The sequence below is a fragment of the Kribbella pittospori genome (assembly GCF_004331465.1).
In the GTDB taxonomy this organism is placed as follows: Bacteria; Actinomycetota; Actinomycetes; order Propionibacteriales; family Kribbellaceae; genus Kribbella; species Kribbella pittospori.
The window spans coordinates 518802-541173 of sequence record NZ_SJKB01000005.1; the positions used below are offsets into that span (position 1 = coordinate 518802).

Consider the following 22372-nt stretch of genomic DNA (forward strand, 5'->3'; position numbering starts at 1 on the left):
GATCCGCTCCTTCCGACGCCCCGGCCGGTACCCGAAGTTGCCCCGGACAATCAGGACTTCGTCCCCGGCAGGAACTCCTGCACCTTCGACTTCACGCCTTCCTTGATCACGTCGACGCGGTCGGAGTCACCGCGGACGATCGACTCCAGCGCCTTCTCCAGCTGGTCCCAGGTCGCGTGCGGCGGGATCGGCGGTACGGCGGGATCCGTGATGAACTCGACCACGCACGGCCGGTCCGCGGCCAGCGCCTCGTCCCACGCGGGTGCGACCTCCTCCGGCTTGGCCGCGAGTACGCCGGCCAGGCCGAGACTGCGCGCATACGCAGCGTACGGGAAGTCCGGAAGTTCCTGCGACGGCAGGAACTGCGGGGAACCCCCCATCGCCCGGAGCTCCCAGGTGACCTGGTTGAGGTCATTGTTGTGCAGGACCGCGACGATCAGCCGGGGGTCGTCCCAGTCCTGCCAGTACTTCGCGATCGTGATCAGCTCGTTGATGCCGTTCATCTGCATCGCGCCATCGCCGACCAGTGCGATGCACGGCCGACCGAGGTGGCCGAACTTGGCGCCGATCACGTACGGCACGCCGGGTCCCATGGACGCGAGGGTGCCGGAGAGCGATCCGCGCATGTCGCCGCGGAACCGCAGATGCCGCGCGTACCAGTTCGCGGCCGAGCCCGAGTCGGCCGCCACGATGGCGTCGTTCGGCAGCCGAGGCGACAGTTCGTGGAAGACCAGTTCCGGATTCACCGGGTCCGCCGAGGTGTGCGCACGGCGCTCCATCACCTGCCACCAGCGCTCGACCTTGCTCTCGATGCCCTCGCGCCAGGACCGATCGACCTTGGACTCGAGCAGCGGGATCAGCCGGCGCAGTGTCTGAGCCGCATCGCCGACCAGGTTCACCTCGAAGGGGTACCGCAGCCCGACCATCGTCGGATCCACGTCGATCTGCACCGCACGCGCCGCGCCGTACTCCGGCAGGAACTGGCTGTACGGGAAGTTGGAACCCACCACCAGCAAGGTGTCGCACTCGGTCATCAGCTCGTACGACGGCCGTGTGCCGAGCAACCCGATCGAGCCCGTGACCCACGGCAGTTCGTCGGACAGCACATCCTTGCCGAGCAGCGCCTTGGCGACGCCTGCGCCGAGCAGGTCGGCGACCGAATCGACCTCCTGCCGGGCACCTCGCGCGCCCTGACCGACGAGCATCGCTACCTTCTCCCCGGCGTTCAGCAGGTCCGCCGCCCGGCGCAGGTCGGCCTCACCCGGCACCGGTGCGGACCAGGTCAGATCGAGACTCGACGGCACCATCTTGAACGCGTGCGACGGCGGCTCGTACTCCAGTTCCTGGACGTCGGCCGGAACCACCAACGCCGTGACGGTACGACGCGACGCCGCGATCCGGATCGCCCGGTCCAGAACGTTCGGCAGTTGCTCGGGGACCATCACCTGCTGGCAGTACTCGTTGGCGACGTCCTTGAACAGCGACATCAGGTCGACTTCCTGCTGATAGTTGCCGCCCATCGCCGACCGAGCGGTCTGTCCCACGATGGCCACGACCGGGACGTGGTCGAGCTTCGCGTCGTACAGACCGTTGAGCAGGTGGATGGCGCCTGGGCCGCTGGTCGCCGTACACACGCCCACACGGCCGGTGAACTTCGCGTACCCGACCGCCTCGAACGCCGACATCTCTTCGTGCCGCGCCTGCACGAACCGGGGCTCGTCCCCGGCGCGTTCCCAGGCCGACAACAGCCCGTTGATGCCGTCACCGGCGTACCCGAAGACATGGTCGACTCCCCAGTCGCGGAGTCTCTGCAGGATCAGATCGGCAACTGTCGTCTTCATCTCCGTCCTGTGCCCGCTGTGCTCAGGCGTATGCGGCCTGTTTCGAGGTTGCCGACCGCGTGCATGGATGGGTCGGGAGCGGGCACCCGGCGGGTAACTCAAACGATCGGAGTACGACGTGAAGATCGGCTACTTCCTGTCCAGTGAGGAGTACACGCCGGCACAGTTGATCGAGCAGGCGCGGCTGGCCGAAGACGCCGGGTTCGACGGGCTGTGGATCAGTGACCACTTCCATCCGTGGAACGACGAACAGGGTCAGAGCGCGTTCGTCTGGTCCACCATCGGTGCGATCTCCCAGGTGTGCGAACTCCCGGTGACCACCGCGGTCACGTGTCCGACGGTGCGGATCCATCCCGCGATCATCGCGCAGGCGGCCGCGACCAGCGCCGTACTGCTGAACGGGCGGTTCCAGCTCGGCATCGGCACCGGCGAGGCCCTGAACGAGCACGTGCTCGGGTCCGTCTGGCCGACGGTCGACGTACGGCTGGAGATGCTCGAGGAGGCGGTCGAGATCATGCGCCGGTTGTGGACGGAGGAGGGCTTCGTCTCGCACCACGGCAAGCACTACACGGTAGACACCGCCCGGATCTATACCCGGCCGGAGGCTCCGTTGCCCATCTACATGTCCGGATTCGGGCCGGAGGCAACCGATGTCGCGGCGCGGATCGCGGACGGGTACATCACCACCACGCCGGATGCCGGCCTGCTGCAGCGGTTCCGCGACAACGGCGGTGGTGACAAGCCGGCGCAGGCCGGGTTCAAGGTCAGCTACGCGCCGACCGAGGAGGAAGGTATCGAGCAGGCGCACCGGATCTGGGGCAACTCCGGACTGCCCGGCGAGCTGTCGCAGGTGCTGCCGTCACCCCGGCACTTCGAACAGGCGAGCCAACTCGTCACCAAGGAATCGACGGCGCAGTCCGTCACCTGCGGCTCCAAGGCAGACGCACACGTCGAGGCCTTCATGCCGTACGTCGACGCCGGCTTCGACGAGATCTACGTCGCCAACATGGGCCCACACTCCGTCGACATGATGAACCTCTACCGCACCGAAGTACTCCCCGAACTCCACCGCCGCAACTGAAGGAGGCTCACCGTGAGCACCACCCCGATCCCCCCACCTCTACCCGACCCCACCGACCCCGACCGCGCATTTCCCGGCCAGGACCGCCCCGAGAACGACCCAGACCTCGATCCCACCCCAGCCCCGGAACCCGACCCCGACGAAGACCCCAACAAGCAACTCCCCCACGACAACTGACCGCTGCTCAATCGGTGATGGGGGTTGCGTGGGCTTCGGGGTAGCCGGTGGTGGCCAGGCGGTTGAGGGTCTTCTCCAGTACGGCGGTGTCCTCGAGGGTGCGTACTTCGGTGATCTTGCCCCAGCGGAGGCGGAGGAACTGGTGAACGACGTTCTGGTAGTGCGTGCCGTCCACGACGCCGACGTGGACTGTGACTGCAGTCGCTACGCGCGTGTTCCACGGCCAGCCGGCGACCAGGACGTCTTGTACGTCGAAGCGTGTGTCCGGGAGTAACCGGAAGCACCGCTCCCACCAGCGTCGCAGCGCGTCGTGCGTGTGTCGCTCACCGCCCAACGCGTGATCACCGTAGAACCGGTAGGTGAAGGTCGGCGCCATCCCGGCGACCATGGCCTCCCAGTTCCCGGCGCTGATCTCCGCGAACGCCTTCCGCACCTGCGCCGCCACGATCCGGTGGTACATGCCCCGCTCCCCTCGCGTAGGCCTCCAACCGTAGAGACAGTGAGTTCAATACCGCAACTGACTAGAGTGGTGACATGCGGAACACCAGCTTCGCCTCGATGCACTGCTCGCTCGCCCAGTCCCTCGAAGTCATCGGCGACTGGTGGACCCCGTTGGTGCTGCGCGACCTCTACCTCGGCCTGAGCCGCTTCGACGAGTTCGTCACCGACCTCGGGATCTCCCGCAATCTCCTCACCGACCGGCTCACCACCCTGATGGACGGCGGCCTCGTCGTACGTACGCCGTACCAGGACAACCCGGTCCGCTACACCTACGCGCTCACCGACGCCGGCCGCGAGCTCATCCCGATCCTGATGGCCCTCACCGCCTGGGGCGACCGCTGGGCCACCCCACCCGCCGGCCAACCCCTCCACTTCACCCACACCACCTGCGGCCACCGCACCACCCCGACGGTCACCTGCTCGGAATGCGGCGACCCCCTCACCGCCGACGACGTCTCCCCAACCCCCGGCCCGGGCGGCCGAACAGCCCCCGGCACCGCCCTCATCGCCACAGTCCTCCCCAACCCCGAGCACTAAAGGGCCGACGCCAAAGAGGACCCTGATCGGAACTTAACCGAGGGTGAACAGCCGGAGCGGCGGACGCAGGCTACTATTGGGAGAGCACCGAACATCGGCAACGCCGACCGCCCCCGGCGACGGCTGCGTCTTGGCCCGGAGGTCACAGTCATCGACTAGAGGTCGCCAATCGCACGCGGTGGCCGGTCCCGGCGGAGTCCGGGACAGCGATCGCTCGTGGAAGCGGGGGTTCTGCGCCGTTTCCCGGTGGCCTACCGGACTCTCGGCGCGACGTGTCGCGGCGGCGGGATGGCCGTGCGGTGCTGCGTTCAGCCATGGCTCTCGTGCCGTGGCAGTCCTGAGGAGGAGTCTTTGGCCCCACGAGGCCAGCGCCAGTCCAGCGCTGCCCGTTCCGCTCCCCGTCGCCGGCGTCCTGCCCGCGATGGTGACGGTCTGATCCCGGTCCTCGCGCGTGCCGTGCGGGAGGTCGAGAGCGCGGTCGAGCGCTCCGACGTACGCCCGTCGGTGCGCACCAAGTTCCAGGTCGTCGCGTTGCTGGTGCGCGAGGAGCGTGCGCGCGTGAACGCGGACCAGAACGCGACCGACACCTACCGCGCCGAGCAACTCCGGCGGCTGGACGGCGTCGCAACGATCCTCGCCAAGGCGGCTGCCCGCGAGACCTCGCTCCTCGGGCTGCTGGCCGAGGACGCCGTCGTCTCCGAGGCCGGTGCGCGGCTCAAGCGCGACATGCTGAAGTCCGCCGGCGTCGAGGCGCCGCAGGAGGAGGTCGCGCCCGTCGAGCCGGCGACTCCACCAGATGCCGCGCGGCGCGTCGTACCGCAGGCTGTGGTCCAGCGTCAGCTCGCCAACCCCTTCCTCGCGCCCGACTTCTCGGCTGCCCCCTCGCGCCCACCGCGCCCACGACGCCTCGCCGGCTGGGAGCTCATCGGTCCGCTGCTCAAGTCGTTCGAGTACGCCGGTGCCGCCGCCAGCATGACCTTGCCCGAGGCGACCTCTCTCAACGCGGCCAGTGGTCTGGAGCTCATGCCACACCAGGCGCGCCTGATCGCGGCCGCCGCGGCCGGCCACCGTACGTTCCTGCTCGCCGACGAGCCAGGCCTCGGCAAGACCGCTCAGGCCCTGCTCGCCGCCCGCGCCGCCAACGCTTATCCCCTGCTGGCCGTCGTACCGAACGTCGTCAAGACGAACTGGGCGCGGGAGGCCGGTCTCTGGACCCCGCAGAAGACCGCGACGGTGATCCACGGCGACGGCGACACGATCGACGGGTTCGCGGACATCGTCGTCGTCAACTACGAGGTGCTCGACCGTCACGTCGGCTGGCTCGGCGACCTCGGCTTCCGCGGCATGGTGGTCGACGAGGCGCACTTCATCAAGAACAAGAAGTCGCAGCGGTCGCGCAACGTCCTGCAGTTGTCCGAGCGCATCCGGACCCGTACGCCGCGTCCGTTGCTGATGGCACTCACCGGTACGCCGCTGATCAACTCGATCGAGGACTTCACCGCGATCTGGCAGTACCTCGGCTGGATCGACGAGAAGGGTCCGCGCGCCGAGCTGATGGAGTCGCTCGAGGAGACCGAGCTGACGCCGGCCGACCCCGGCTTCTACGCGGCCGCCCGCGGGTCGGTGATCGACCTAGGTATCGTGCGCCGCCGCAAGGTCGATGTGGCCGCCGACATCCCGGCCCGCCGGATCGCCGATCTGCCCGTCGAGCTCGACGGTGCCCTCGGCCGCTCGATCCGCGACGCCGAGCGCGAGCTCGCCAACCGCCTCGTGCAGCGGTACCAGACCGCACTCGAGACGCGGACGTCCGGCACCACCGTGGAAGGCATCGACCACGAGCTCGTACGCCGGGTCGCCGGCTGGGAGCGCACCGAGATGGCGAACGCCAAGACCGGCGAGAACGTCTTCACCCTGGTACGCCGGATCGGTACCGCGAAGGCGGGCCTGGCCGCCGACTACGCCGCGCAACTCGCGCAGAACGTCGGCAAGGTCGTGTTCTTCGCCCGCCACATCGAGGTGATGGACGCCGCCGAGGAGCTCTTCGCCGAGCGCGGCATCCGGTTCTCCTCGATCCGGGGCGACCAGACCGCGAGGAACCGCCAGAAGAACATCGACGCGTTCGTCAACGACCCAGAGGTCTCCATCGCGGTCTGCTCCCTGCTGGCCGCCGGTGTGGGCCTCAACCTCCAGGTCGCGTCGAACGTCGTACTCGCGGAGCTGTCCTGGACGAACGCCGAGCAGACGCAGGCGATCGACCGGGTGCACCGGATCGGCCAGGACATGCCGGTCACGGCCTGGCGGATCATCGCGGCGCAGACCATCGACACGAGGATCGCCGACCTCATCGACAGCAAGTCCAGCCTCGCCGCCCGGGCCCTCGACGGGTCCGACGAAGAGGTCTCGTCCTCCGCGGACTTCCAGCTCGAAGCCCTGGCGGCCCTCCTGACGGACGCCTTGGAGAACGCGCTCTAGCGTGACCTGTCAGTCGGCGGTGATCTCCACGCAGCACTCGCCGCCGGCTGGGTCGAGGATGGCGCGGACTGTCGTCGCCCGGAGGCCGCTGAGCATGCCGGTGAGGAAGGCGTGATTGATGCCGCAGACGGCGTCGGGTTGCGCCTGGGCGAGTGGGTGGAACGGGCAACTGTGCAGCCGGACGCAGTTCGGCCGCGGGCGATCCGGTTCGAAGCCGACGCGGGACAACGTTGCCTCTGACAACGTCAACGCACGTTCCGAACTCAACCGGCCCGGTCGACTCCGGGCGCGTTCCTCCTCGCCGATCCGTTCACCTCGGCGAAAGGCTGCTTTCATCGCCGAGTCCATCGGGCTGCCGTCGTCCTGGCTGAGGACGCCGTCGAGGAGGATCTCCGCGAGCAGGTCCGGCCGGCGCGGCGGGATCGACACCTGCACGTCGGTCTCGACCGGTTCGTACAGCTTCGGCGCGCGGCCGACCTTGCGAAGCCTGCCGCCCTGCTCGTAGTGCGCTCGTAGAAGCCCGGCCTCGACCAATTTCTCCAGGTGGAACGCGGCCAGTTTCCGCGAGATCCCCACCTCCGCCGCCGCCTCGTCCCGGCTGATCGCACGGCCGGCCCGACGGCAGAACTCGAACATCCGGCGCCGGGACTCGTCGCTCAACGCCGAGACCGCCCTGATCGTCGCGTCCGCACCGAGCCCCTCGTCAGCCACTCGTCCACGATAACGGACACGAACATTGGCCAAAAGCGACGCCGACGCGCGCCCACCTCTTGACCTGCCAGTCCGAATAAGACCAAACTCGATTGGTGAAATAGGAGGTGCCGATGTCCGATCGGTCGTCTGCCGCGAAGCACCCCGTCAGTGCGCTGCTCACCGGCCCGTACGGTCACCCGTTCCACCCGATCCTGGTGACGATCCCGATCGGCGCCTGGGTGGCCAGCTTCGTCTTCGACATCGGATCGCAGGCGGCGGACGCGGCGTACCTGGTCCAGGCGTCGACGTGGCTGATCGTGATCGGCATCGTCGGCGCGCTCGCGGCCGCGACCGTCGGGCTGCTGGACTTCTTCGCCATCCCGCCCGGCACACCGGCGTTCCGGACCGGGTTGATCCACCTGATCCTGAACGTCGCGATCGTCGTGGCCTACGTCGTCAACGCGCTCTGGCGCCGCGGATCCGATGCCGACCAGGTCGCGGTCGGGCCGATCGTCCTGTCGGGGGTCAGCTTGGCCGCACTCATGGTGTCGGGCTATCTCGGGGGAAAGCTGGCCTTCCGGTACGGCGTACGCGTCGCCGAGGAGGACGACCAAGCCGAAGGTTTCGAGCCGAGGAGATGACATGGGTATCGCAGCACTCGTCACGTGGCTGATCACCGCGATCGGCGGTTTCTACCTGCTGTACACCTGGATCAGCAACGGCGGGCCGCGCAAGCCGAGCGCGAGCAAATTCCGGCCGGCACTGATCTTCAGCCACTTCGCGCTCGCGGCCATCGGGCTCGTGCTGTGGATCATCTATCTGATCGCCGACAGCGACGTGCTGGCCTGGGTCGCGTTCATCCTGCTCGTGCCGGTGGCCTTGCTCGGGTTCGCGATGCTGCGACGCTGGTTGCCGACGTACCGAGCGCGCGCGACGGCCGAGGTGGCGACCGCCGACGTACCGCCTGAGCGGCACTTCCCCGTCGCTGTCGTCGGCGGCCACGGCCTGTTCGCCGTCGTCACCGTGGTGCTCGTGTTGCTGGCGGCCCTAGAGGTCTGAGGTCAGTTCGCCGACCGGAAGTTCTGCCTTCACCGTGTTCGTGGCGGGCGCGAGCGGGCAGGTCCACAGCGGGCTGTAGGCGCACGACGGGTTGTAGGCGAAGTTGAGGTCCACGACGAGCCGGCCCTCGCGGATGTCACCACCGAGGTCCGCGCCTTTGACGGTGTCGAGCAGATAGCGGCCACCGCCGTACGTATGTGAGCCGGCCAGTGCGTCCTTGACCGGCACGAACACACCGCCGCCGTACGACTCGAGCCACCACACGTCGAGGTCGCCGATCGCGGGCAGGTGCAGTACGCCGACCCGCGAGAACGGGATGACGCCGTCGGTGGCCGAAGGGACCTCCCACCGGACGGGTTCGACATCCGTGTCGATCGCGACCTCGAACCGCAACTCCGGCCGGTACTCCCCCACCGGAACCCCTCTGAAGCCGTCGCGCTCCTCGACAGGCGATGCAGGGTGGGTCGCCAGCAGCTCGTCTCTGCCTGCCCGCCACAGCGCGTGCCCCTCGGCCAGGTCGCCGGCCGCTCGCACAGCGCCGTACAGCGCAAACACTCGCCGCCGCCAGTCAGCCGTATCCAGCGCGCCCGGCGCTCCCCGTTCTTCGCTCACCCAGCCACCCTACGGCGCCCCTCAACAGCTCCTCGACCGGCGCAGCCGGTTGAGGAGTACGACGGATGAGATCAGCTGTTGTCGACGAAGGATGGTCCATCAAATGGATTTGATGTAATGTCAGGGGCCGTGAACGGTGTGCCTGAGTTCATCCGGCTGGTCAGTCATCCGCTGCGATGGCAGTTGGTGACGGAGCTCGCCCGAAGCGATCTGCGGGTGCGGGAGTTGGTCGCCGTTGTCGATGAGCCGCAGAACCTGGTGTCGTACCACCTGAGGCTTCTGCGCGACGGCGGGCTGGTGACCTCGCGGCGTAGCAGCTTCGATGCGCGGGACAGCTACTACCACCTCGACCTCGATCGCTGTGCCGAGGCACTGGCCGATGCCGGCACCGCGCTGCATCCGGCGCTCCGGATGAAACCAGTGCCGGAGGAACCGCCACGGCGTTCGAGCGTGCTCTTCATCTGCAGCGGCAACAGCGCTCGTTCGCCGATCGCCGAGGCGCTCCTGCGGCACCGAACCGGGAACCGCGTCCGCGTGAGCAGTGCCGGGACCAGACCCAAGGACCGGATCCATCCCCACGCCGTGCGAGTACTGCGGGAGCACTACGACATCGACATCGAGGAACAGGCACCGCGGGCGCTCAACCCGACCCTGCACAGTCGTTTCACGCGCGTGATCACCTTGTGCGACAAGGCGCGCGAATCGCTCGCCGACAACCCGCCCCGCGCCCATTGGAGCATCCCCGACCCTTCGGCCGGCGACGACGGCCGGAGCAGTTATTCGAGGTTCGTCTCCGCGGCGGCGGACATCGACAACCGGGTTCGGCACCTGGTACCGAGCCTCAAGGAGGATTGATCATGACCGAAGAGGAGACCTTCGCCAGCGTCCGCTACATCGTCGACGACGTCCCGGCGGCCATCGATTTCTACACCACCCAGCTCGGCTTCGTACTGCGAAGCAACCCGGCGCCGCCGTTCGCCGACGTCACCCGCGGACATCTGCGCCTCCTGCTCTCCGGACCGCAGACCTCTGGCGCCCGCGCCACCCCGGACGACGCGTCGGACGCCGGCCGAAACCGCATCCATCTGATTGTCGACAATCTCGACGCCGAGATCGAACGGCTCGAGGCCGCCAAGGTCCCGTTCCGCAGCGAACCCACCTCCGGCCCAGGAGGCCGCCAGATCCTCATCGCCGACCCCGCCGGCAACCTGATCGAACTCTTCCAGCCCGCGGGCTGACGGCGGCTTTAGCATGTGCGGGTGGTGATACCGGTAGTGCTTGATTGTGATCCTGGGCATGACGACGCGATGGCGTTGCTGCTGGCGGTCGCGGATCCTGCGGTCGACCTGCTCGGGGTCACTACCGTGGCCGGGAACCAGACGGTTGAGAAGTGCACCGTCAACGCTCGTCGGGTGCTGTCGCTGGCCGGGGCGCGGGATGTTCCGGTCGCTCGCGGGGCCGATCGTCCGTTGGTGCGGCCGTTGCGGATCGCTGACGACGTGCACGGCGAGACCGGGTTGGACGGACCGCTGTTCGAGGGCGACCCGACGGTGCCTGAGGCAACGATCACGGCGCACGAGCTGCTGGTCGACGTACTGACCACGCACGATGCGCCGGTCACGATCGTGGCGACCGGAGCTCTGACAAACGTCGCGCGGCTGCTCGCTGACCGACCGGATCTGACTGACCGGATCGACGAGGTCGTGTGGATGGGTGGGTCGACCGAGCGTGGCAACGTCACGCCGTACGCCGAGGCCAACTGCTTCGTGGATCCCGAGGCCGCGGACCAGGTCCTGCGATCAGGTGTCCGGTTCACGATGTGCGGCCTGAACGTCACGCATCAAGCGCTGGTGACGGACGACGTACTAGCTGCCTTCACGCGCATCGGCACTCCGCTGGCCGAGATCTGCATCGAGTGGATGACGTTCTTCGCCTCGACCTACAAGCGCCTCTGGGGCTTCACCGCTCCCCCGCTGCACGATCCGGTCGCCGTAGCCCGAGTCATCGACCCCACCATCGTCCACTGCGTCGAGGCGAACGTCGTCATCGAAACCAAGGGCGACTGGACCGCCGGCGCCACGGCCGTAGACCTCCACCACTACACCGGCCGCCCGCCCAACGCCCAGGTCGCGGTGGAGCTCGACCGTGCCGCCTTCTGGACCAAGCTCATCGACGCCATCGCTCTCCTCGGTGATCAACCGGGGTAGACAGAAGGGTCCGGTACGACGGCCGGCGGGGTTCGTGGTGAGAGTGCGCGGTCGGAGCGGGCCGCGGCAGCCAGGTCTCGGCAGCGGGCGAAGGTGATGTCGCCGCAGGATTGGGCGTACTCGATCAGGTCGCGCAGGGCGAGGAGGCGGCTCGGTCGGCCGGACAGGAACGGGTGCAGGCACAGGTTGAGCAAACAGCGGTAGTGCCGCATGGCGTCCAGCTCCGCTCGCCACAGCTCGAGGACCTTGCGCGGCGACTCGATGACGGTGCCGATCTGCGGCGACGGGAGATACGCGTACTGCTCCCAGTCGTCGAGTGACCAGTGCACCGGCAGCTCCACGACCGACCGGCCGCCGACGTCGAGGAGGTACGGCCGGTCGTCGCCCATCAGCGACGAGTCGTACGCGAGACCGTGCTCGGCGACCAGGTCCAGCGTGGTCCGGGTCGCCTCCCACAGCGCGGCCCGGTGCCCGTGGATCTCGATGCCCTGCGCAACGAATACCTCGAGGGCCCGTTCGAAGTCCGCCCGCTCGTCCTCCGCGGTGAGCGTGGTCGGCGCGCGATGGCTGTAGGAATGGTGAGCGACCTCATGGCCACGGTCCTGGATGGTCGCCGCGAGCCCCGGCCGCTGCTCGGCCACCCAACCCGGCACGAAGAACGTCGCCGGTACGTCGAGATCGGCCAGCAGCTCCAGGATCCGCGGTACGCCGACGTCCGGACCGTACGCCTGGTGCGACATCGTGGTCAGGTGATCGGCGTACCTGCGCCCGGCCGCGAGGATCGGCGTCTCGGCGTCGACATCGAAGGTGAGCGTGACGACGGCCTGTGCCCCGCCATGCCACGTCGGGATCGTCATGACCGAGCAGTCTGCCACTGCTTCGCGTTCGCCAGGGTGGCCGCCGGCTCGAGCATCCGGCGGTCGAACCGGTCGAGCCCGTGCTCGTTGCCGAGACGACGGGGCAGATCGGGGTTCGCGAGCGCGCCCCGGGCGATCGAGACGAGATCGGCGTGGCCGTCGGTCAGGACGTGATCCGCGCGCTCCGGGTCGTGCATGCCGCCGTTCGCGATCACCGGCAGCCCGCTCACCTTGCGTGCGAGCCCGGTGATCGTCTGACCACCCGGCAGCCGAGCGGTCTCGAGCCAGTCCCGGCCCTCGCTGGCGATGTGCAGATAGTCGACACCCTGACCGGCCACGGTCTCGAAGACGGCCTCGGCGTCGTACGCGCCGCCGGGCCAGCGGTACTCGAGATCGTTCACCTTCGTCTGCGACAGCCGTACGCCGACGACGAACCCGGGCGGCGTCACCGCGACGATCGCCGCGGCGACCTCGGCAGTCAGCCGGATCCGGTTCGCGACCGGTCCGCCGTACGAATCCGTGCGCTGGTTCGTATAGACGGTGAGGAACTGGTCGAGCAGGTACCCGTTGGCGCCGTGGATCTCCACGCCGTCGAATCCGGCCTCGTGAGCCCGGACCGCTGACGCGGCGAAGCCGGCGATCACCTCGTCGATCTGACTCTCGGTAAGTTCGCGTGGCGTCGGCCAGGGACCCTGACCGCCGTACTCGGACAACATCTCGCCGATCGGCCGGATCGCCGACGGCCCGACTCGCTCCGTGCGGTCCGGATTGCCCTGCGAGATGGCGCCGGCGTGCATCAACTGGGCGAGGATCGGCCGGCCGGCGGCATGGACCCGGCGAGTCACCTCCCGCCATCCCGCCACCTGAGCCGCCGTGGTGAGACCCGGCTGGTTCAGGTAGCCCTGGCTGTACGCCGGGTCGGTGTAGGTGCCTTCGCTGATCACCAGGCCGAAACCGCCGTCGGCGAACGCCGCGTAGTACTCAGCCATCTCGTCCGTCGGTACGCCGTCCGGCGTGGCCGACACCCGCGACATCGGCGCGACGGCGAAACGGTTCGCGAGTTCGAGGGCGCCGAGTCCGATCGGTCGCAGGGCCGGGTGAGTTGTCGTCAGTTCCATGTCCTGAACTTCATCAGCGCCGGGCACAACCTCGCGATGGATCAAGCCACAAGATCAAGCCAGCATGCTGGAGGATCGTCCACTGCAGACCCACGCACCGTTTTGCTGGAGTTGGCGTCATGCAGACAACCGCTCGTACCGTGGTGCCCGCCCGAACCGGACGCGCCGTCCGGGTCCAGCGCGGCGACCACGTGCGCGTCGTCGACGTCGCCGGCGGACAGGTCGGCGATCTGTTTGCGTACGTCGCCACGCCGTCGGGGATCACCCCCGAACACCTCAGCGCCTCGCACACGAGGACGGCGACCAGCCGGCTCTTCCCCGCCATCGCTGAAGCCTTCACAACGAACGAGCGCCGCCCGATCCTGACCCTGGTCGAGGACACCTCACCGGGCCGGCACGACCTCCTCATCGCGGCCTGCGACGACGCCCGGTACGCCGGACTCGGCGTACCGGATCATCCGTCCTGTGCCCAAAACCTGCGGGATGCGCTCGGACGTGCGATCGACGTCGTACCGCAGCCGGTCAACCTCTTCATGCAGGTGCCGGTGCGCCCGGACGGCACCCTCGACTGGTTGCCCGCGGCCACGGCCCCCGGCGACTCGATCACCTTCCGCGCCGAGCTCGACTGCGTGGTCGTGGTCTCCGCGTGCCCACAGGACCTGACCGTCATCAACAACTCTCGGCCGACCGACCTCGCCATCGACGTCGTGCGCTATTCGGCCAGCTCGTCCGCTTCCAGGGCCAGGTAGAGGTCCACTCGATCCTCAGTGCGTGCGACGTCTCGACCGGTCAGCTCGGTGATCCGAGCCAGCCGATTCCGCAGGGTGTTCACATGCACGTAGAGTGCGGCGGCGGTCGCGCCGTACTGGCCGTCGTGAGCGAGGAATGCTCGCAGGGTGGACTCGAGCTCGCTGTCCCGCGAGCTGTCATGCTGTCGCAGAGGTCCGAGCACACCGTCCGCGAAGCCGCGCAGCGTCCCTGCGTCCTGCAGGCCGAGGAGCAAGCGGTGTGTCCCCAGTTCCCGGAACGACGCGACCGCCTGACTTCCGTGCCGGCGGCGCAGTACCTGGCAGGCCTCGCGGGACTGCACCAACGGCTGCCGCAACTCCCGCGCCGAGGCGGCCGTGTCACCGAGCCCGACGACCGGCCGGCGATCCGGGAAGCGCTTCAGGACCACAGCACACAGCGCCTCGGCCAGTTCCTTCAAATCCTGCCGGGGCTCTTGCAGTACCGCGACCACGTCCTGACTGCCGCCGGCGACGACCACTGCCAGGCCCTGGGCCAGGAAGAACTCGCCGATCGTGTCCGTCAGGCCGGGCAAGGTCGACTCGGCACCGTCGGCGAACGCGACCGTGAGCACCGCCAACCGACCGGACGGATCCACCCCGAACGCCCGTAGCCGGTCGGGAACCTCGGCCGCCCGCTGCGCGCCGGACAGGATCATGTCCAGCAGCTCACTCGCGAACCGCAGCTCGATCGCCTGGATCGCCTGTTGCTTCGCGACCTCGAGGCTGAGGAAGCGTGCCACCTGGTCCAGCGCATCCTGCTGCAGCCTGGTCAGCTCGCTCACCGGTCGCAGGCACAACAGCGCGGCGTCCGTATCGCCGACGGCCCCGACCAGGAATACTGTCGCGCGACCTTCCGGCCCACCGAGATCGATCTCCAGCGGCGGTGGATGGCGGGCCAGCCCGTCAGCAACGCGTCGGCGTTGGTCCGCGGACAGGTCCAGCCCCGCTGATGCCAACGGCCTCGCCATCCGGTCCACCACCGCCAGCGGCAGCTCGTGTTCGCGCCGCAGTACAGCCAGTACGCCGGACGCGCCCGCACCGTGCGAGATCGCCGAGGCCAGCGCATCACCGCGCCGGACCATGCCGACCAGAGCGTCACGGCGTTCGTCGGCCTGCAGCGCCGACGCAGCCTCGGCCACCGCGGTGAACGGGACCGCGATCGAGATCTCCGCCAGCGGCAGGTCCTCCTGGCGGCATGCCTCGATCAACTCGGCCGGCGTCTCCGGCATCACGTCCCGCAGCCCGAACACGATGCCCGCCGCACCGGACCGTCGTACGTTGGCCGCGAAGTCCGCCGCGGACGTCTCCCGCAGCCACAATCCGTTCGTCAGCACGAGCTCCCCGGCCCGAAGGTACGGCGACGGATCCGGCAGCTCGGTGCTGTGCACCCACAGCACCTCCCGCTCGACCGCTCCCTCCACGCCCGGAACCAGCAGCCGCAACTCGAGCGACCGATCGTTCAGCAGCGCCCCAAGACTCAACACCCTGTGAACATATCCAGTCCTGCACGGATTCACAGTGAGGCAGGACGGATCCACAGTCACAATCACCGTCGCGGGACCCTGAACGACTCAGGCTGGAGCCTCGGCGGAGACGATCAGGAAGTTCGGCAGGCGTGTGTAGGCGGTCAGGCCGGGGGTGGTGGCTGCTACGGATGGGTCGAGGCCCGGCTCGACGATTTCGCGGAGGCGGCAGCCCAGGGCGGCGAGTTCGTTGAGGTACGCCGAGAGCGGGCGGTGGAAGTCGGGCGCGGCTGGACCGTGGACGACGTACTCCTCGAGGTACCGGTCCTGGCGGTACTCGCCGTGCTCGCGCCAGGTCGCCCACAGATTCTCGAAGGCAGGGTGGACCAGGGCGAACACGAACAGACCGCCGGGCCGCAGCGCTTCTACGCAGGCACGCATCGCGGGCTTCCAGTCGGGGATCGCCATCAGCACCATGCTGCAGACCACGGCGTCGAAGGCGCCACCCAGGTCGGGCAGCCGAGTCAGGTCGGCCTGAACATAGCGAGTGCTCCGGCCGGTCTCGCGTTCCTTGTCACGAGCGAACGTCACCATCGCCTCGCTCGGTTCGACGCCCACCACCTCAGCTCCACGCTCGGCAAGCATGCGGCTGAAGTACCCATTCCCACATCCCGCGTCCAGCACCCGCCGACCCCGTACGTCGCCCAGCAACCGCAACAACACCGGATTGACCAGATGCCGCTTGGCAAAGTCCCCCTCCTCAGCCGTCGCCTCCATCACCTCCCGCGTACTAGAGGCGTCCCACCGACTGATCGCAGCTTCATTAGTCCAAGTCGAGCTCACCCGCCGACCCTAGAACCTCAACCACCCCAGCTCGACCGAAATACCGCGTCTCCTTTCGAGGGTGGTCGAAATGTGTGTGGCGTGACACTCGGCGGTGGTCGACTGGCTCGACTGGATTCCTTGTCGACGTGATGCGGAGAGGCTCATGGGGATTGGAAACGTACGGCGGGACTGGGACTGCTGGTGAGTTGTCTGGCAGTCGGTGCGACGGTGGCCCCTGCCGACGCCGTGCAGAAACAACCGGCGGACGAGGTGGTGGCAGCTGCGGCGCCGACGACCTCGCCGGCGGCTGCGTACCGCGTGTATCTTCCGCCCGGCAGCGGCGGTGGGGGCGGGGTGTGACGTCGGGTATGCGTGCGCGACCGTGCCCTACGGCAACGGCTACTACTGGTTCAAGTTCTACAAGTACGGCACGTACGCTGCACAACTGGTACGGCGTCGGGGTCACCGACAACACCCAGGATTTCCATGGCTCCCTTCTGTGTCAAGACGCGGCTGGAAGGGTGCGGTTAGGCTTGGTCTTGGCGGGTTCGGGATGTGACTTGTCCGAAGAGCCGGTGCTGGGCTGTGAGCCGGTCGCGCTGGAGACAGAGTCGTTGCCTGGTTGTCCTCCCGGGCCCGTCTTCTGCGCGGCGACGAGGTCGTCGAGCATGGTCTTGTAGATCAGGTCGGAGAGCCGTCGTTTGAGGCAGCGCATGGCTTCCATGGAGGTCTTGCCGGTGGTCTTCTTGCGGTCGAAGTAGGCGCGTCCTTCGGTCGGGTTGCGTAGCTGAACGACGGCCATGACGTGCAGCACCCGGTTGATCTGCCGGTTGCCGCCGCGGGAGAGGCGGTGCCGGACGTGGTCTCCGGAGGAGGCGTCGATGGGTGCGGTGCCGGTCCAGGAGGCGAAGTGAGCGCGGTCGGGGAACCGGGTGATGTCACCGACCTCGACCAGCAGTCGAGCAGCACCGGAGGGGCCGATGCCGTGCAGGTCCAGAAGGCCGGTGCCGGTGGCCTTGACCAGCTCGGTGAGTTCCTTGTCGGCGGCCTTGGTTCGGGCGTAGATCTTCTCCAGGTCGATCACGAGCTCGGTTGCGACCCGTTTGCGGGTCTTGCCGACCACGTCGCGCGGACGCACCGATGCCAGCAGCTTGCGGGCCTGTGCAGCGGACAAGAACACCTTCGCCCCGCCAGGGATGAGTTCCAGCAGAAGCGCGTGCAGCTGGGAGACCTTCCGGGTGTGCTCCTCACCCAGGGCGCGGCGGCGGTCGACCAGCAGCCGGAGTACCTCGAGCTGCTCATCGGCGACCACCGGACGCAGCCCCGTCATGCGGGTTCCGACCAATGCCACGGAGTGCGCGTCGGTGGCGTCGGTCTTGCGGCCCTGGCCGGTAGCGAACACACGTGCCCGCGCGGACAGCTTCGGCGGGACGTCGACGACCTGCTCCCGGTCCGCGATCAGCCGGTGAGCGATGTGGCGGCCGATGCCGTTGCAGCCCTCGATCGCCCAGATCCTGTTCGGCCAGGCACCAACGCTGTCGAGCATCGAGCGATAGCCGGCGGTGCCGGTGGCGAACCTGCCTCCACCGAGGACGTGCTCGTCACCGTCCATCACCTCGATGGTCACCGATCGCTTGTGTGGGTCCATACCGATGACGACCCGCGGGAATTCCTGGCTCACGTTGCCTCCTCAGGCTCAACCGATGAGTGTCGAGCCGGAGGGCACCGCTACTTCGAGCAGACCCACCCCTTCTTGAGCCTCTCCCGCTCGGGGCGGTGTCCCAGGCTGCGCAGGCCATGTGAGAGCCACACGCGATCCGTGGGCAGCCGCGATGAGAGCGACAGCCTCGGACACCTCGACCGAGCCTCGTCAGACGCCGGCCGTGACGTCAATGGAACAAGTAGCCGCGATGAGGATCTGGGCGCCAACGGGCGGGAGATCGGTTGTGAGGCACCACCGGTCCGGGACCTCTACGACTGGACTCCGGTCTACTACATCAAGCTGACCGCGGCGCCCTGCTGACGTCGTGGGATCGTGGTGGGATGTGCATCGAGATCCGGCCGGCCGAGGTGTTCGAGGATGTTCGTGCTGTCATCGGGCCCAAGTCGCCGACATCGAATGTGTGTTGGTGTTTGAGTTATCGGATCCCGTCCAAGCTGAACAACGAACTCCGCGGACAGGCGCGAGGTGAGTACGTCGCTGAGTTGTGCCGGGCGGAACTGTCTCCGGGAGTGCTTGCCTATGACGACGAGACGCCGGTGGGGTGGGCAGCGGTCGCGCCGCGGGCGGACACGTCGTTCGCGCGCAACCGGAAGATCCCGCATATCGACGATCTACCAGTCTGGTCGCTGTGGTGCATCCGTGTCCGTCCCGGCCACCGCAAGCAGGGCATCTCGCACGCCCTGATCGACGGCGCCGTCGAGTTCGCCCGCGAGCACGGCGCGCCGGCGGTCGAGGCCTACCCACTCGACAGCGGGGACGCCAAGGTCGACCTGACGATGGCCTACCCCGGCATCCGCAAGAACTTCGAACGCGCCGGCTTCACCAAGGCCGCCGACACCACCTCCGTCCTGGCCGGCCACCCCCGCATCCTCATGCGCCTCCACCTCAGCTGATTCAGCGGTAGCGGCGGGAGACGTCTGCTGCGGTGGACTCGCCTGGTTGCCACTCGGAGATCCAGGGGCCGGTTCCTTCGGAAGGGTCGACGATGCCTGATTCGAGCCACGTGTAGGCGCTGTCGAGGACGTGGTTCGCCAAGCGGCGGTCGGTGTCGTCGGTGTTCTTCCAGAGCCGCTCGAAGAGGTGATCCACTCGGAGCCGGGACTGTTCGCAGAAGGCGCCTGCCAGCTCGTACGCCGTCTCGCCCCGCGCCGGATCGTCCGTGCGCAGCATCTCGGCCCGGGAGCAGGCGGCGGCCATCGCGAACAGTTCCGCACCGATGTCGACGATCCGGCCCAGGAAGCCCTGGCGGTATTCGAGCTTCGCCTGCCAGCGGCCCATTCCGTAGAACGTCTGCCGGGCGAGTTTCCGCGACGTCCGCTCGACGTACCGGAGGTGTTTCGCCAGCGGTCCGAACTCGGCGTACGACGTCGGCGCCGAACCCTTGCCGACGGCAAGCTGTGGAAGCCACTTCGCGTAGAAGCCGCTCGCCTTCACCGCTGCCTTCGCCTTCGCCTGCAGGTCGGCATCCGCCGAGGCGAGGTCGCCGGCCGCGGCCAGGTGCGCGTCGACTGCCTCGCGGGCGATCAGCAGGTGCATGATCTCCGTCGAACCCTCGAAGATCCGGTTGATCCGCAGGTCGCGCAGAATCTGCTCGGCCGGCACCGCGCGTTCGCCGCGTGCAGCCTGCGAATCGGCGGTCTCGTAACCGCGACCACCACGGATCTGGACCAGTTCGTCAGCGATCAGCCAAGTCATCTCACTGGACCACAACTTCGCCAGCGCGGCTTCGATCCGGATGTCCTTACTGCCCGCGTCGGCCAGCTTCGCGGACAGATCGAGTACCGCCTCGAGGCCGAACGTGGTGGCCGCGATGAACGAGAGCTTCTCTGCGACCGCGGCGTGCTTGCCGACGGGCCGGCCCCACTGGACCCGTTCCGTAGACCACTCCCGGGCGATCTTCAGACACCACTTGGCAGCGGCGGTGCAGGTTGCCGGGATGGACAGCCGACCGGTGTTCAGTGTGGTGAGCGCGATCCGCAGACCGTCACCCTCGCGACCCAGGCGATTCTCGACCGGCACGCGGACCTGGTGGAACCGGGTGACGCCGTTCTCGATCCCGCGCAGTCCCATGAAGGCGTTGCGGTTCTCCACCGTGATGCCCGGTGCGTCGCCCTCGACCACGAATGCGCTGATGCCGCCGCGACCGCCCTCGTGTTTCGGCACCCGCGCCATCACGACGACGAGTTCGGCGATCACTCCGTTGGTGGTCCAGAGCTTCACACCGTCGAGCAGATACGCCTCGCCGTCCTCGGTCGGAGTCGCCGTCGACGCCATCCGGGCAGGGTCGGATCCGACATCGGGCTCGGTCAGCAGGAACGCCGTCACCGCACCCGCGGCGCAGGGCGGCAGGAACTTCGCCTTCTGCTCGTCGGTGCCGAACATCTTCACCGGCTCAGGTACGCCGATCGACTGGTGCGCGGACACGAGTGCGCCAAGGCTGGGATGAACCGATCCGACCATCATCAAGGCCTTGCCGTAGTACGTCGTGGACAGGCCGAGGCCGCCGTACTCGGCCGGGACCTTGATGCCGAACACGCCCAACTCGGCGAAACCCTGCAGCCACTCGTCCGGGACCTTCGCCTCCCGCTCGACGACCTGGCCGTCGAGCGTCTCGCAGTACGCCGTGAGTTTGGCCAGGAACTCCTCGCCGCGCGCGACGTCGTCCGGCGCGGAGCGTGGGTGCGGGTGGATCAGCGACAGGTCGAAGTCACCGAGATACAGCTTCTTGGCGAAACTCGGCCGGTCCCACTCGGTCTGCCGCGCCGCCTCCGCGACTTCCCGGGCCTCGCGCTCGCTGGCGTTGCGCGCCGCTCCCGGCTGCTCGGTCATCTGCTCCGTCGGTACCTGCTCCGTGGTCACGCCGCATCCTCCCTGCTCGGGGGCACGTCCCTACCCACCAGTCTTACCCGGAAGTAGCTTTCTGTGAACCGCGTAGGCGGATCGGTCCGGGCAGCGTGACCGGCTCCGTCGGGTCGGACGGCTCAGTCGGTTCGAGGGGTTCAGGCGGCAGATCCGGGGCCGAGGGCTCCGACGGCTCGGGCGGCTCCGGCGGCGGCATCGGCGGCTGAGTCGCCCCCGCCGACCGGTCCTCACACATCGCGTGACGTGCCATTGCCCGGTCCTTCCCCCGGTCCCAGGTGTCCTTCTCACCGTCCTCGTGCCCGACCGGCCCGGATCCATGCGCCGAATGAGTGCTCGACGGCCGGGTACCGGGCCGGTGAATCACCGACTGTTACTGGGGATGAGATGACTGACGAGCCGAGGATGACCTGGGACAAGGACGCCGGGCGAGACGCACACACCTTGGTCCGGCTGATGGATGTCGGCCTGGAGGTTGCCGATCCTGCCGACGACCTGCGTGACCGGAGCGTGGTCGATCGCAACGGCGACGAGGTGGGCAAGGTCGATGGCCTGATCATCGACGAGACCGAGCGGCGGGCGCGGTTTCTCGAGGTTGGCTCGGGTGGGTTCCTCGGGCTCGGTGAGAAGCGGCAGCTGGTCCCGGTCGAGGCGATCACTCGCGTCGAGGACGAGGTCGTACACATCTCCGCGGAGCGGTCGAGGGTCGCCGGCGGGCCGGTGTACGACCCGGATGTCGTGCCTGAGCGCAGGTACTACGAAGAGGTGTACGGGTACTACGACTTCCCACCGTTCTGGGGTCCGCTGCCTCGGTGATTGATGCGGCCGGTTTCGTAGGCCCAGATGGCGATTTCGACGCGGTTTCGGGCGCCGATCTTGCCCATCACGCTGGTGAGGTGGGTTTTGACGGTGCTGAGGCTGATGTGGAGGTCGGTCGCGATCTCGGCGTTGGTTCGGCCGGTGGCCGTGGCGATAAGGACCTGCTCCTCGCGTGTGGTGAGCGGATCGACGAGCTGAACCGGCGTACGGCCGGTGGGTGCGTCGGCAAACGCGGAGAGCAGCCGGGCGGTGATCCTCGGCGCGATCAAGGCGTCGCCGTTGGCGGCCGCGTGGATCGCCTGGACCAGCAGGTCAGGCCCGGCGTCCTTGAGCAGGAAGCCTCGCGCCCCCGCCTTCAACGCGCCGTACACATATTCGTCCACGTCGAACGTCGTGATGACCACGATCGCCATCGGGTCCTCGACACCGGCTCCGGCGAGCTCGCGGGTTGCCGCGATCCCGTCCATGCCAGGCATCCTGATGTCGAACAAGCACACATCGGGCCGAAGCCGGCGGGCCAGCTCGACCGCCTCGCGTCCGTCGGCCGCCTGACCGACCACCTCGATGCCGGGTTGCGCCTCGAGGATCATCGCGAGCCCGGTACGGACGAGATCCTGATCGTCGGCGACCAGCACCCGGACGCTCACTGGTGCACCATCCCCTCAGTAGTAGCCAGTTCGGGGAGTGTGTGGTGAGGCTTCTTGTTGAACCGCTGGCCGGTGGCTGACCGCCGAGGGCGC

General features: G+C 68.1%; 23 protein-coding genes. 12 read left to right on the forward strand and 11 right to left on the reverse strand.

The annotated features are described in order from the left end of the window. Positions 1 to 50: 50 nt before the first annotated feature. Entirely contained in the window at positions 51 to 1841 is a 1791-nt protein-coding gene (locus E0H73_RS19295) for a thiamine pyrophosphate-requiring protein (protein ID WP_131357973.1), read from the reverse strand. 118 nt (positions 1842 to 1959) lie between these two features. Between E0H73_RS19295 and E0H73_RS19300 the strand changes: the two genes are divergently transcribed. Together E0H73_RS19300 and E0H73_RS45890 are read left to right on the forward strand one after the other, a co-directional pair. Further along, positions 1960 to 2922 carry a TIGR03557 family F420-dependent LLM class oxidoreductase gene (locus E0H73_RS19300; RefSeq protein WP_131357976.1) on the forward strand — a complete coding sequence of 321 codons (963 nt, stop codon included), beginning with the start codon at positions 1960 to 1962 and terminating at the stop codon, positions 2920 to 2922. A 12-nt stretch (positions 2923 to 2934) separates the two neighbouring features. Further along, positions 2935 to 3099, forward strand: coding sequence for a hypothetical protein (locus tag E0H73_RS45890; protein ID WP_165555743.1), 165 nt, complete (start codon positions 2935 to 2937; stop codon positions 3097 to 3099). A gap of 7 nt (positions 3100 to 3106) precedes the next feature. On the opposite strand, the gene E0H73_RS19305 is transcribed toward E0H73_RS45890, so the two are convergent. Next, on the reverse strand, positions 3107 to 3559 hold the full coding sequence (locus E0H73_RS19305) for a nuclear transport factor 2 family protein (protein ID WP_131357979.1): 453 nt from the start codon (positions 3557 to 3559) through the stop codon (positions 3107 to 3109). Between the two features lie 74 nt (positions 3560 to 3633). Here E0H73_RS19305 and E0H73_RS19310 point away from each other — a divergent pair, with 74 nt between their 5' ends. Both E0H73_RS19310 and E0H73_RS19315 read left to right on the forward strand, forming a co-directional pair. After that, positions 3634 to 4137 carry a winged helix-turn-helix transcriptional regulator gene (locus E0H73_RS19310; protein ID WP_131357981.1) on the forward strand — a complete coding sequence of 168 codons (504 nt, stop codon included), beginning with the start codon at positions 3634 to 3636 and terminating at the stop codon, positions 4135 to 4137. Between the two features lie 351 nt (positions 4138 to 4488). Further along, positions 4489 to 6609, forward strand: a complete 2121-nt coding sequence (locus E0H73_RS19315; RefSeq protein ID WP_131357984.1) for a DEAD/DEAH box helicase — start codon at positions 4489 to 4491, stop codon at positions 6607 to 6609. Positions 6610 to 6618: 9 nt separating this feature from the next. On the opposite strand, the gene E0H73_RS19320 is transcribed toward E0H73_RS19315, so the two are convergent. Further along, entirely contained in the window at positions 6619 to 7320 is a 702-nt protein-coding gene (locus tag E0H73_RS19320) for a helix-turn-helix transcriptional regulator (protein ID WP_202867449.1), read from the reverse strand. A gap of 113 nt (positions 7321 to 7433) precedes the next feature. Between E0H73_RS19320 and E0H73_RS19325 the strand changes: the two genes are divergently transcribed. Together E0H73_RS19325 and E0H73_RS19330 are read left to right on the forward strand one after the other, a co-directional pair. After that, on the forward strand, positions 7434 to 7943 hold the full coding sequence (locus E0H73_RS19325; protein ID WP_131357987.1) for a DUF2231 domain-containing protein: 510 nt from the start codon (positions 7434 to 7436) through the stop codon (positions 7941 to 7943). 1 nt (position 7944) lies between these two features. Further along, positions 7945 to 8361 carry a hypothetical protein gene (locus E0H73_RS19330; RefSeq protein ID WP_131357990.1) on the forward strand — a complete coding sequence of 139 codons (417 nt, stop codon included), beginning with the start codon at positions 7945 to 7947 and terminating at the stop codon, positions 8359 to 8361. Here the strand turns inward: E0H73_RS19330 and E0H73_RS19335 are convergent. Continuing rightward, positions 8350 to 8973, reverse strand: a complete 624-nt coding sequence (locus tag E0H73_RS19335) for a DUF1684 domain-containing protein (RefSeq protein WP_202867450.1) — start codon at positions 8971 to 8973, stop codon at positions 8350 to 8352. The two genes, E0H73_RS19330 and E0H73_RS19335, sit on opposite strands and share 12 nt — an antisense overlap. Before the next feature lie 129 nt (positions 8974 to 9102). Here E0H73_RS19335 and E0H73_RS19340 point away from each other — a divergent pair, with 129 nt between their 5' ends. The 3 genes from E0H73_RS19340 to E0H73_RS19350 are packed head-to-tail and all read left to right on the forward strand — an operon-like array spanning position 9103 to position 11180. Continuing rightward, a complete protein-coding gene (locus E0H73_RS19340; protein WP_238164091.1) occupies positions 9103 to 9828 on the forward strand; it encodes an arsenate reductase/protein-tyrosine-phosphatase family protein in 726 nt (241 codons plus the stop codon). A 2-nt stretch (positions 9829 to 9830) separates the two neighbouring features. Beyond that, entirely contained in the window at positions 9831 to 10211 is a 381-nt protein-coding gene (locus E0H73_RS19345; RefSeq protein ID WP_131357996.1) for a VOC family protein, read from the forward strand. 21 nt (positions 10212 to 10232) lie between these two features. Further along, positions 10233 to 11180 (forward strand): nucleoside hydrolase, encoded by a 948-nt coding sequence (locus E0H73_RS19350; protein ID WP_131357999.1) that lies wholly within the window; start codon positions 10233 to 10235, stop codon positions 11178 to 11180. Here E0H73_RS19350 and E0H73_RS19355 read toward each other — a convergent pair. Both E0H73_RS19355 and E0H73_RS19360 read right to left on the reverse strand, forming a co-directional pair. Further along, entirely contained in the window at positions 11168 to 12037 is an 870-nt protein-coding gene (locus tag E0H73_RS19355; RefSeq protein ID WP_131358002.1) for a polysaccharide deacetylase family protein, read from the reverse strand. The genes E0H73_RS19350 and E0H73_RS19355 overlap by 13 nt on opposite strands. After that, positions 12034 to 13155 (reverse strand): oxidoreductase, encoded by a 1122-nt coding sequence (locus E0H73_RS19360; protein WP_202867451.1) that lies wholly within the window; start codon positions 13153 to 13155, stop codon positions 12034 to 12036. Before E0H73_RS19360 ends, E0H73_RS19355 begins: the two co-directional genes overlap by 4 nt. Positions 13156 to 13274: 119 nt before the next feature. Between E0H73_RS19360 and E0H73_RS19365 the strand changes: the two genes are divergently transcribed. Further along, on the forward strand, positions 13275 to 13904 hold the full coding sequence (locus E0H73_RS19365) for a DUF1989 domain-containing protein (RefSeq protein ID WP_131358005.1): 630 nt from the start codon (positions 13275 to 13277) through the stop codon (positions 13902 to 13904). Here the strand turns inward: E0H73_RS19365 and E0H73_RS19370 are convergent. The 3 genes from E0H73_RS19370 to E0H73_RS19380 form a co-directional block, all read right to left on the reverse strand. Further along, on the reverse strand, positions 13868 to 15427 hold the full coding sequence (locus E0H73_RS19370) for a PucR family transcriptional regulator (protein WP_131358008.1): 1560 nt from the start codon (positions 15425 to 15427) through the stop codon (positions 13868 to 13870). The two genes, E0H73_RS19365 and E0H73_RS19370, sit on opposite strands and share 37 nt — an antisense overlap. Before the next feature lie 87 nt (positions 15428 to 15514). Beyond that, the gene (locus tag E0H73_RS19375; protein ID WP_131358010.1) at positions 15515 to 16183 is read right to left on the reverse strand and encodes a class I SAM-dependent methyltransferase; all 669 of its coding nucleotides are present in this window, start codon (positions 16181 to 16183) and stop codon (positions 15515 to 15517) included. A gap of 550 nt (positions 16184 to 16733) precedes the next feature. Next, complete coding sequence (locus tag E0H73_RS19380; RefSeq protein ID WP_202867452.1) at positions 16734 to 17912, reverse strand: IS110 family RNA-guided transposase; 1179 nt, start codon at positions 17910 to 17912, stop codon at positions 16734 to 16736. A 452-nt stretch (positions 17913 to 18364) separates the two neighbouring features. On the opposite strand from E0H73_RS19380, the gene E0H73_RS19385 reads away from it, so the two are divergent. Further along, positions 18365 to 18847, forward strand: coding sequence for a GNAT family N-acetyltransferase (locus tag E0H73_RS19385; protein ID WP_238164092.1), 483 nt, complete (start codon positions 18365 to 18367; stop codon positions 18845 to 18847). 1 nt (position 18848) lies between these two features. Here the strand turns inward: E0H73_RS19385 and E0H73_RS19390 are convergent, their stop codons facing one another. Beyond that, complete coding sequence (locus E0H73_RS19390) at positions 18849 to 20813, reverse strand: acyl-CoA dehydrogenase family protein (protein WP_238164093.1); 1965 nt, start codon at positions 20811 to 20813, stop codon at positions 18849 to 18851. Between the two features lie 387 nt (positions 20814 to 21200). Between E0H73_RS19390 and E0H73_RS19400 the strand changes: the two genes are divergently transcribed. Further along, positions 21201 to 21629, forward strand: coding sequence for a PRC-barrel domain-containing protein (locus tag E0H73_RS19400; protein WP_202867453.1), 429 nt, complete (start codon positions 21201 to 21203; stop codon positions 21627 to 21629). Here the strand turns inward: E0H73_RS19400 and E0H73_RS19405 are convergent. Further along, entirely contained in the window at positions 21590 to 22279 is a 690-nt protein-coding gene (locus E0H73_RS19405) for a response regulator (RefSeq protein ID WP_131358016.1), read from the reverse strand. The genes E0H73_RS19400 and E0H73_RS19405 overlap by 40 nt on opposite strands. Positions 22280 to 22372: the final 93 nt, after the last annotated feature.

Excerpts from the sequence above, each read along its gene's own strand:
- E0H73_RS19360 (WP_202867451.1), bottom strand. The coding sequence starts at position 13,155 with ATGGAACTGACGACAACTCACCCGGCCCTGCGACCGATCGGACTCGGC.
- E0H73_RS19345 (WP_131357996.1), top strand. The coding sequence starts at position 9,831 with ATGACCGAAGAGGAGACCTTCGCCAGCGTCCGCTACATCGTCGACGAC.
- E0H73_RS19305 (WP_131357979.1), bottom strand. The coding sequence starts at position 3,559 with ATGTACCACCGGATCGTGGCGGCGCAGGTGCGGAAGGCGTTCGCGGAG.
- E0H73_RS19400 (WP_202867453.1), top strand. The coding sequence starts at position 21,201 with ATGACTGACGAGCCGAGGATGACCTGGGACAAGGACGCCGGGCGAGAC.
- E0H73_RS19295 (WP_131357973.1), bottom strand. The coding sequence starts at position 1,841 with ATGAAGACGACAGTTGCCGATCTGATCCTGCAGAGACTCCGCGACTGG.
- E0H73_RS19325 (WP_131357987.1), top strand. The coding sequence starts at position 7,434 with ATGTCCGATCGGTCGTCTGCCGCGAAGCACCCCGTCAGTGCGCTGCTC.
- E0H73_RS19365 (WP_131358005.1), top strand. The coding sequence starts at position 13,275 with ATGCAGACAACCGCTCGTACCGTGGTGCCCGCCCGAACCGGACGCGCC.
- E0H73_RS19330 (WP_131357990.1), top strand. The coding sequence starts at position 7,945 with ATGGGTATCGCAGCACTCGTCACGTGGCTGATCACCGCGATCGGCGGT.
- E0H73_RS19375 (WP_131358010.1), bottom strand. The coding sequence starts at position 16,183 with ATGGAGGCGACGGCTGAGGAGGGGGACTTTGCCAAGCGGCATCTGGTC.
- E0H73_RS19310 (WP_131357981.1), top strand. The coding sequence starts at position 3,634 with ATGCGGAACACCAGCTTCGCCTCGATGCACTGCTCGCTCGCCCAGTCC.
- E0H73_RS19355 (WP_131358002.1), bottom strand. The coding sequence starts at position 12,037 with ATGACGATCCCGACGTGGCATGGCGGGGCACAGGCCGTCGTCACGCTC.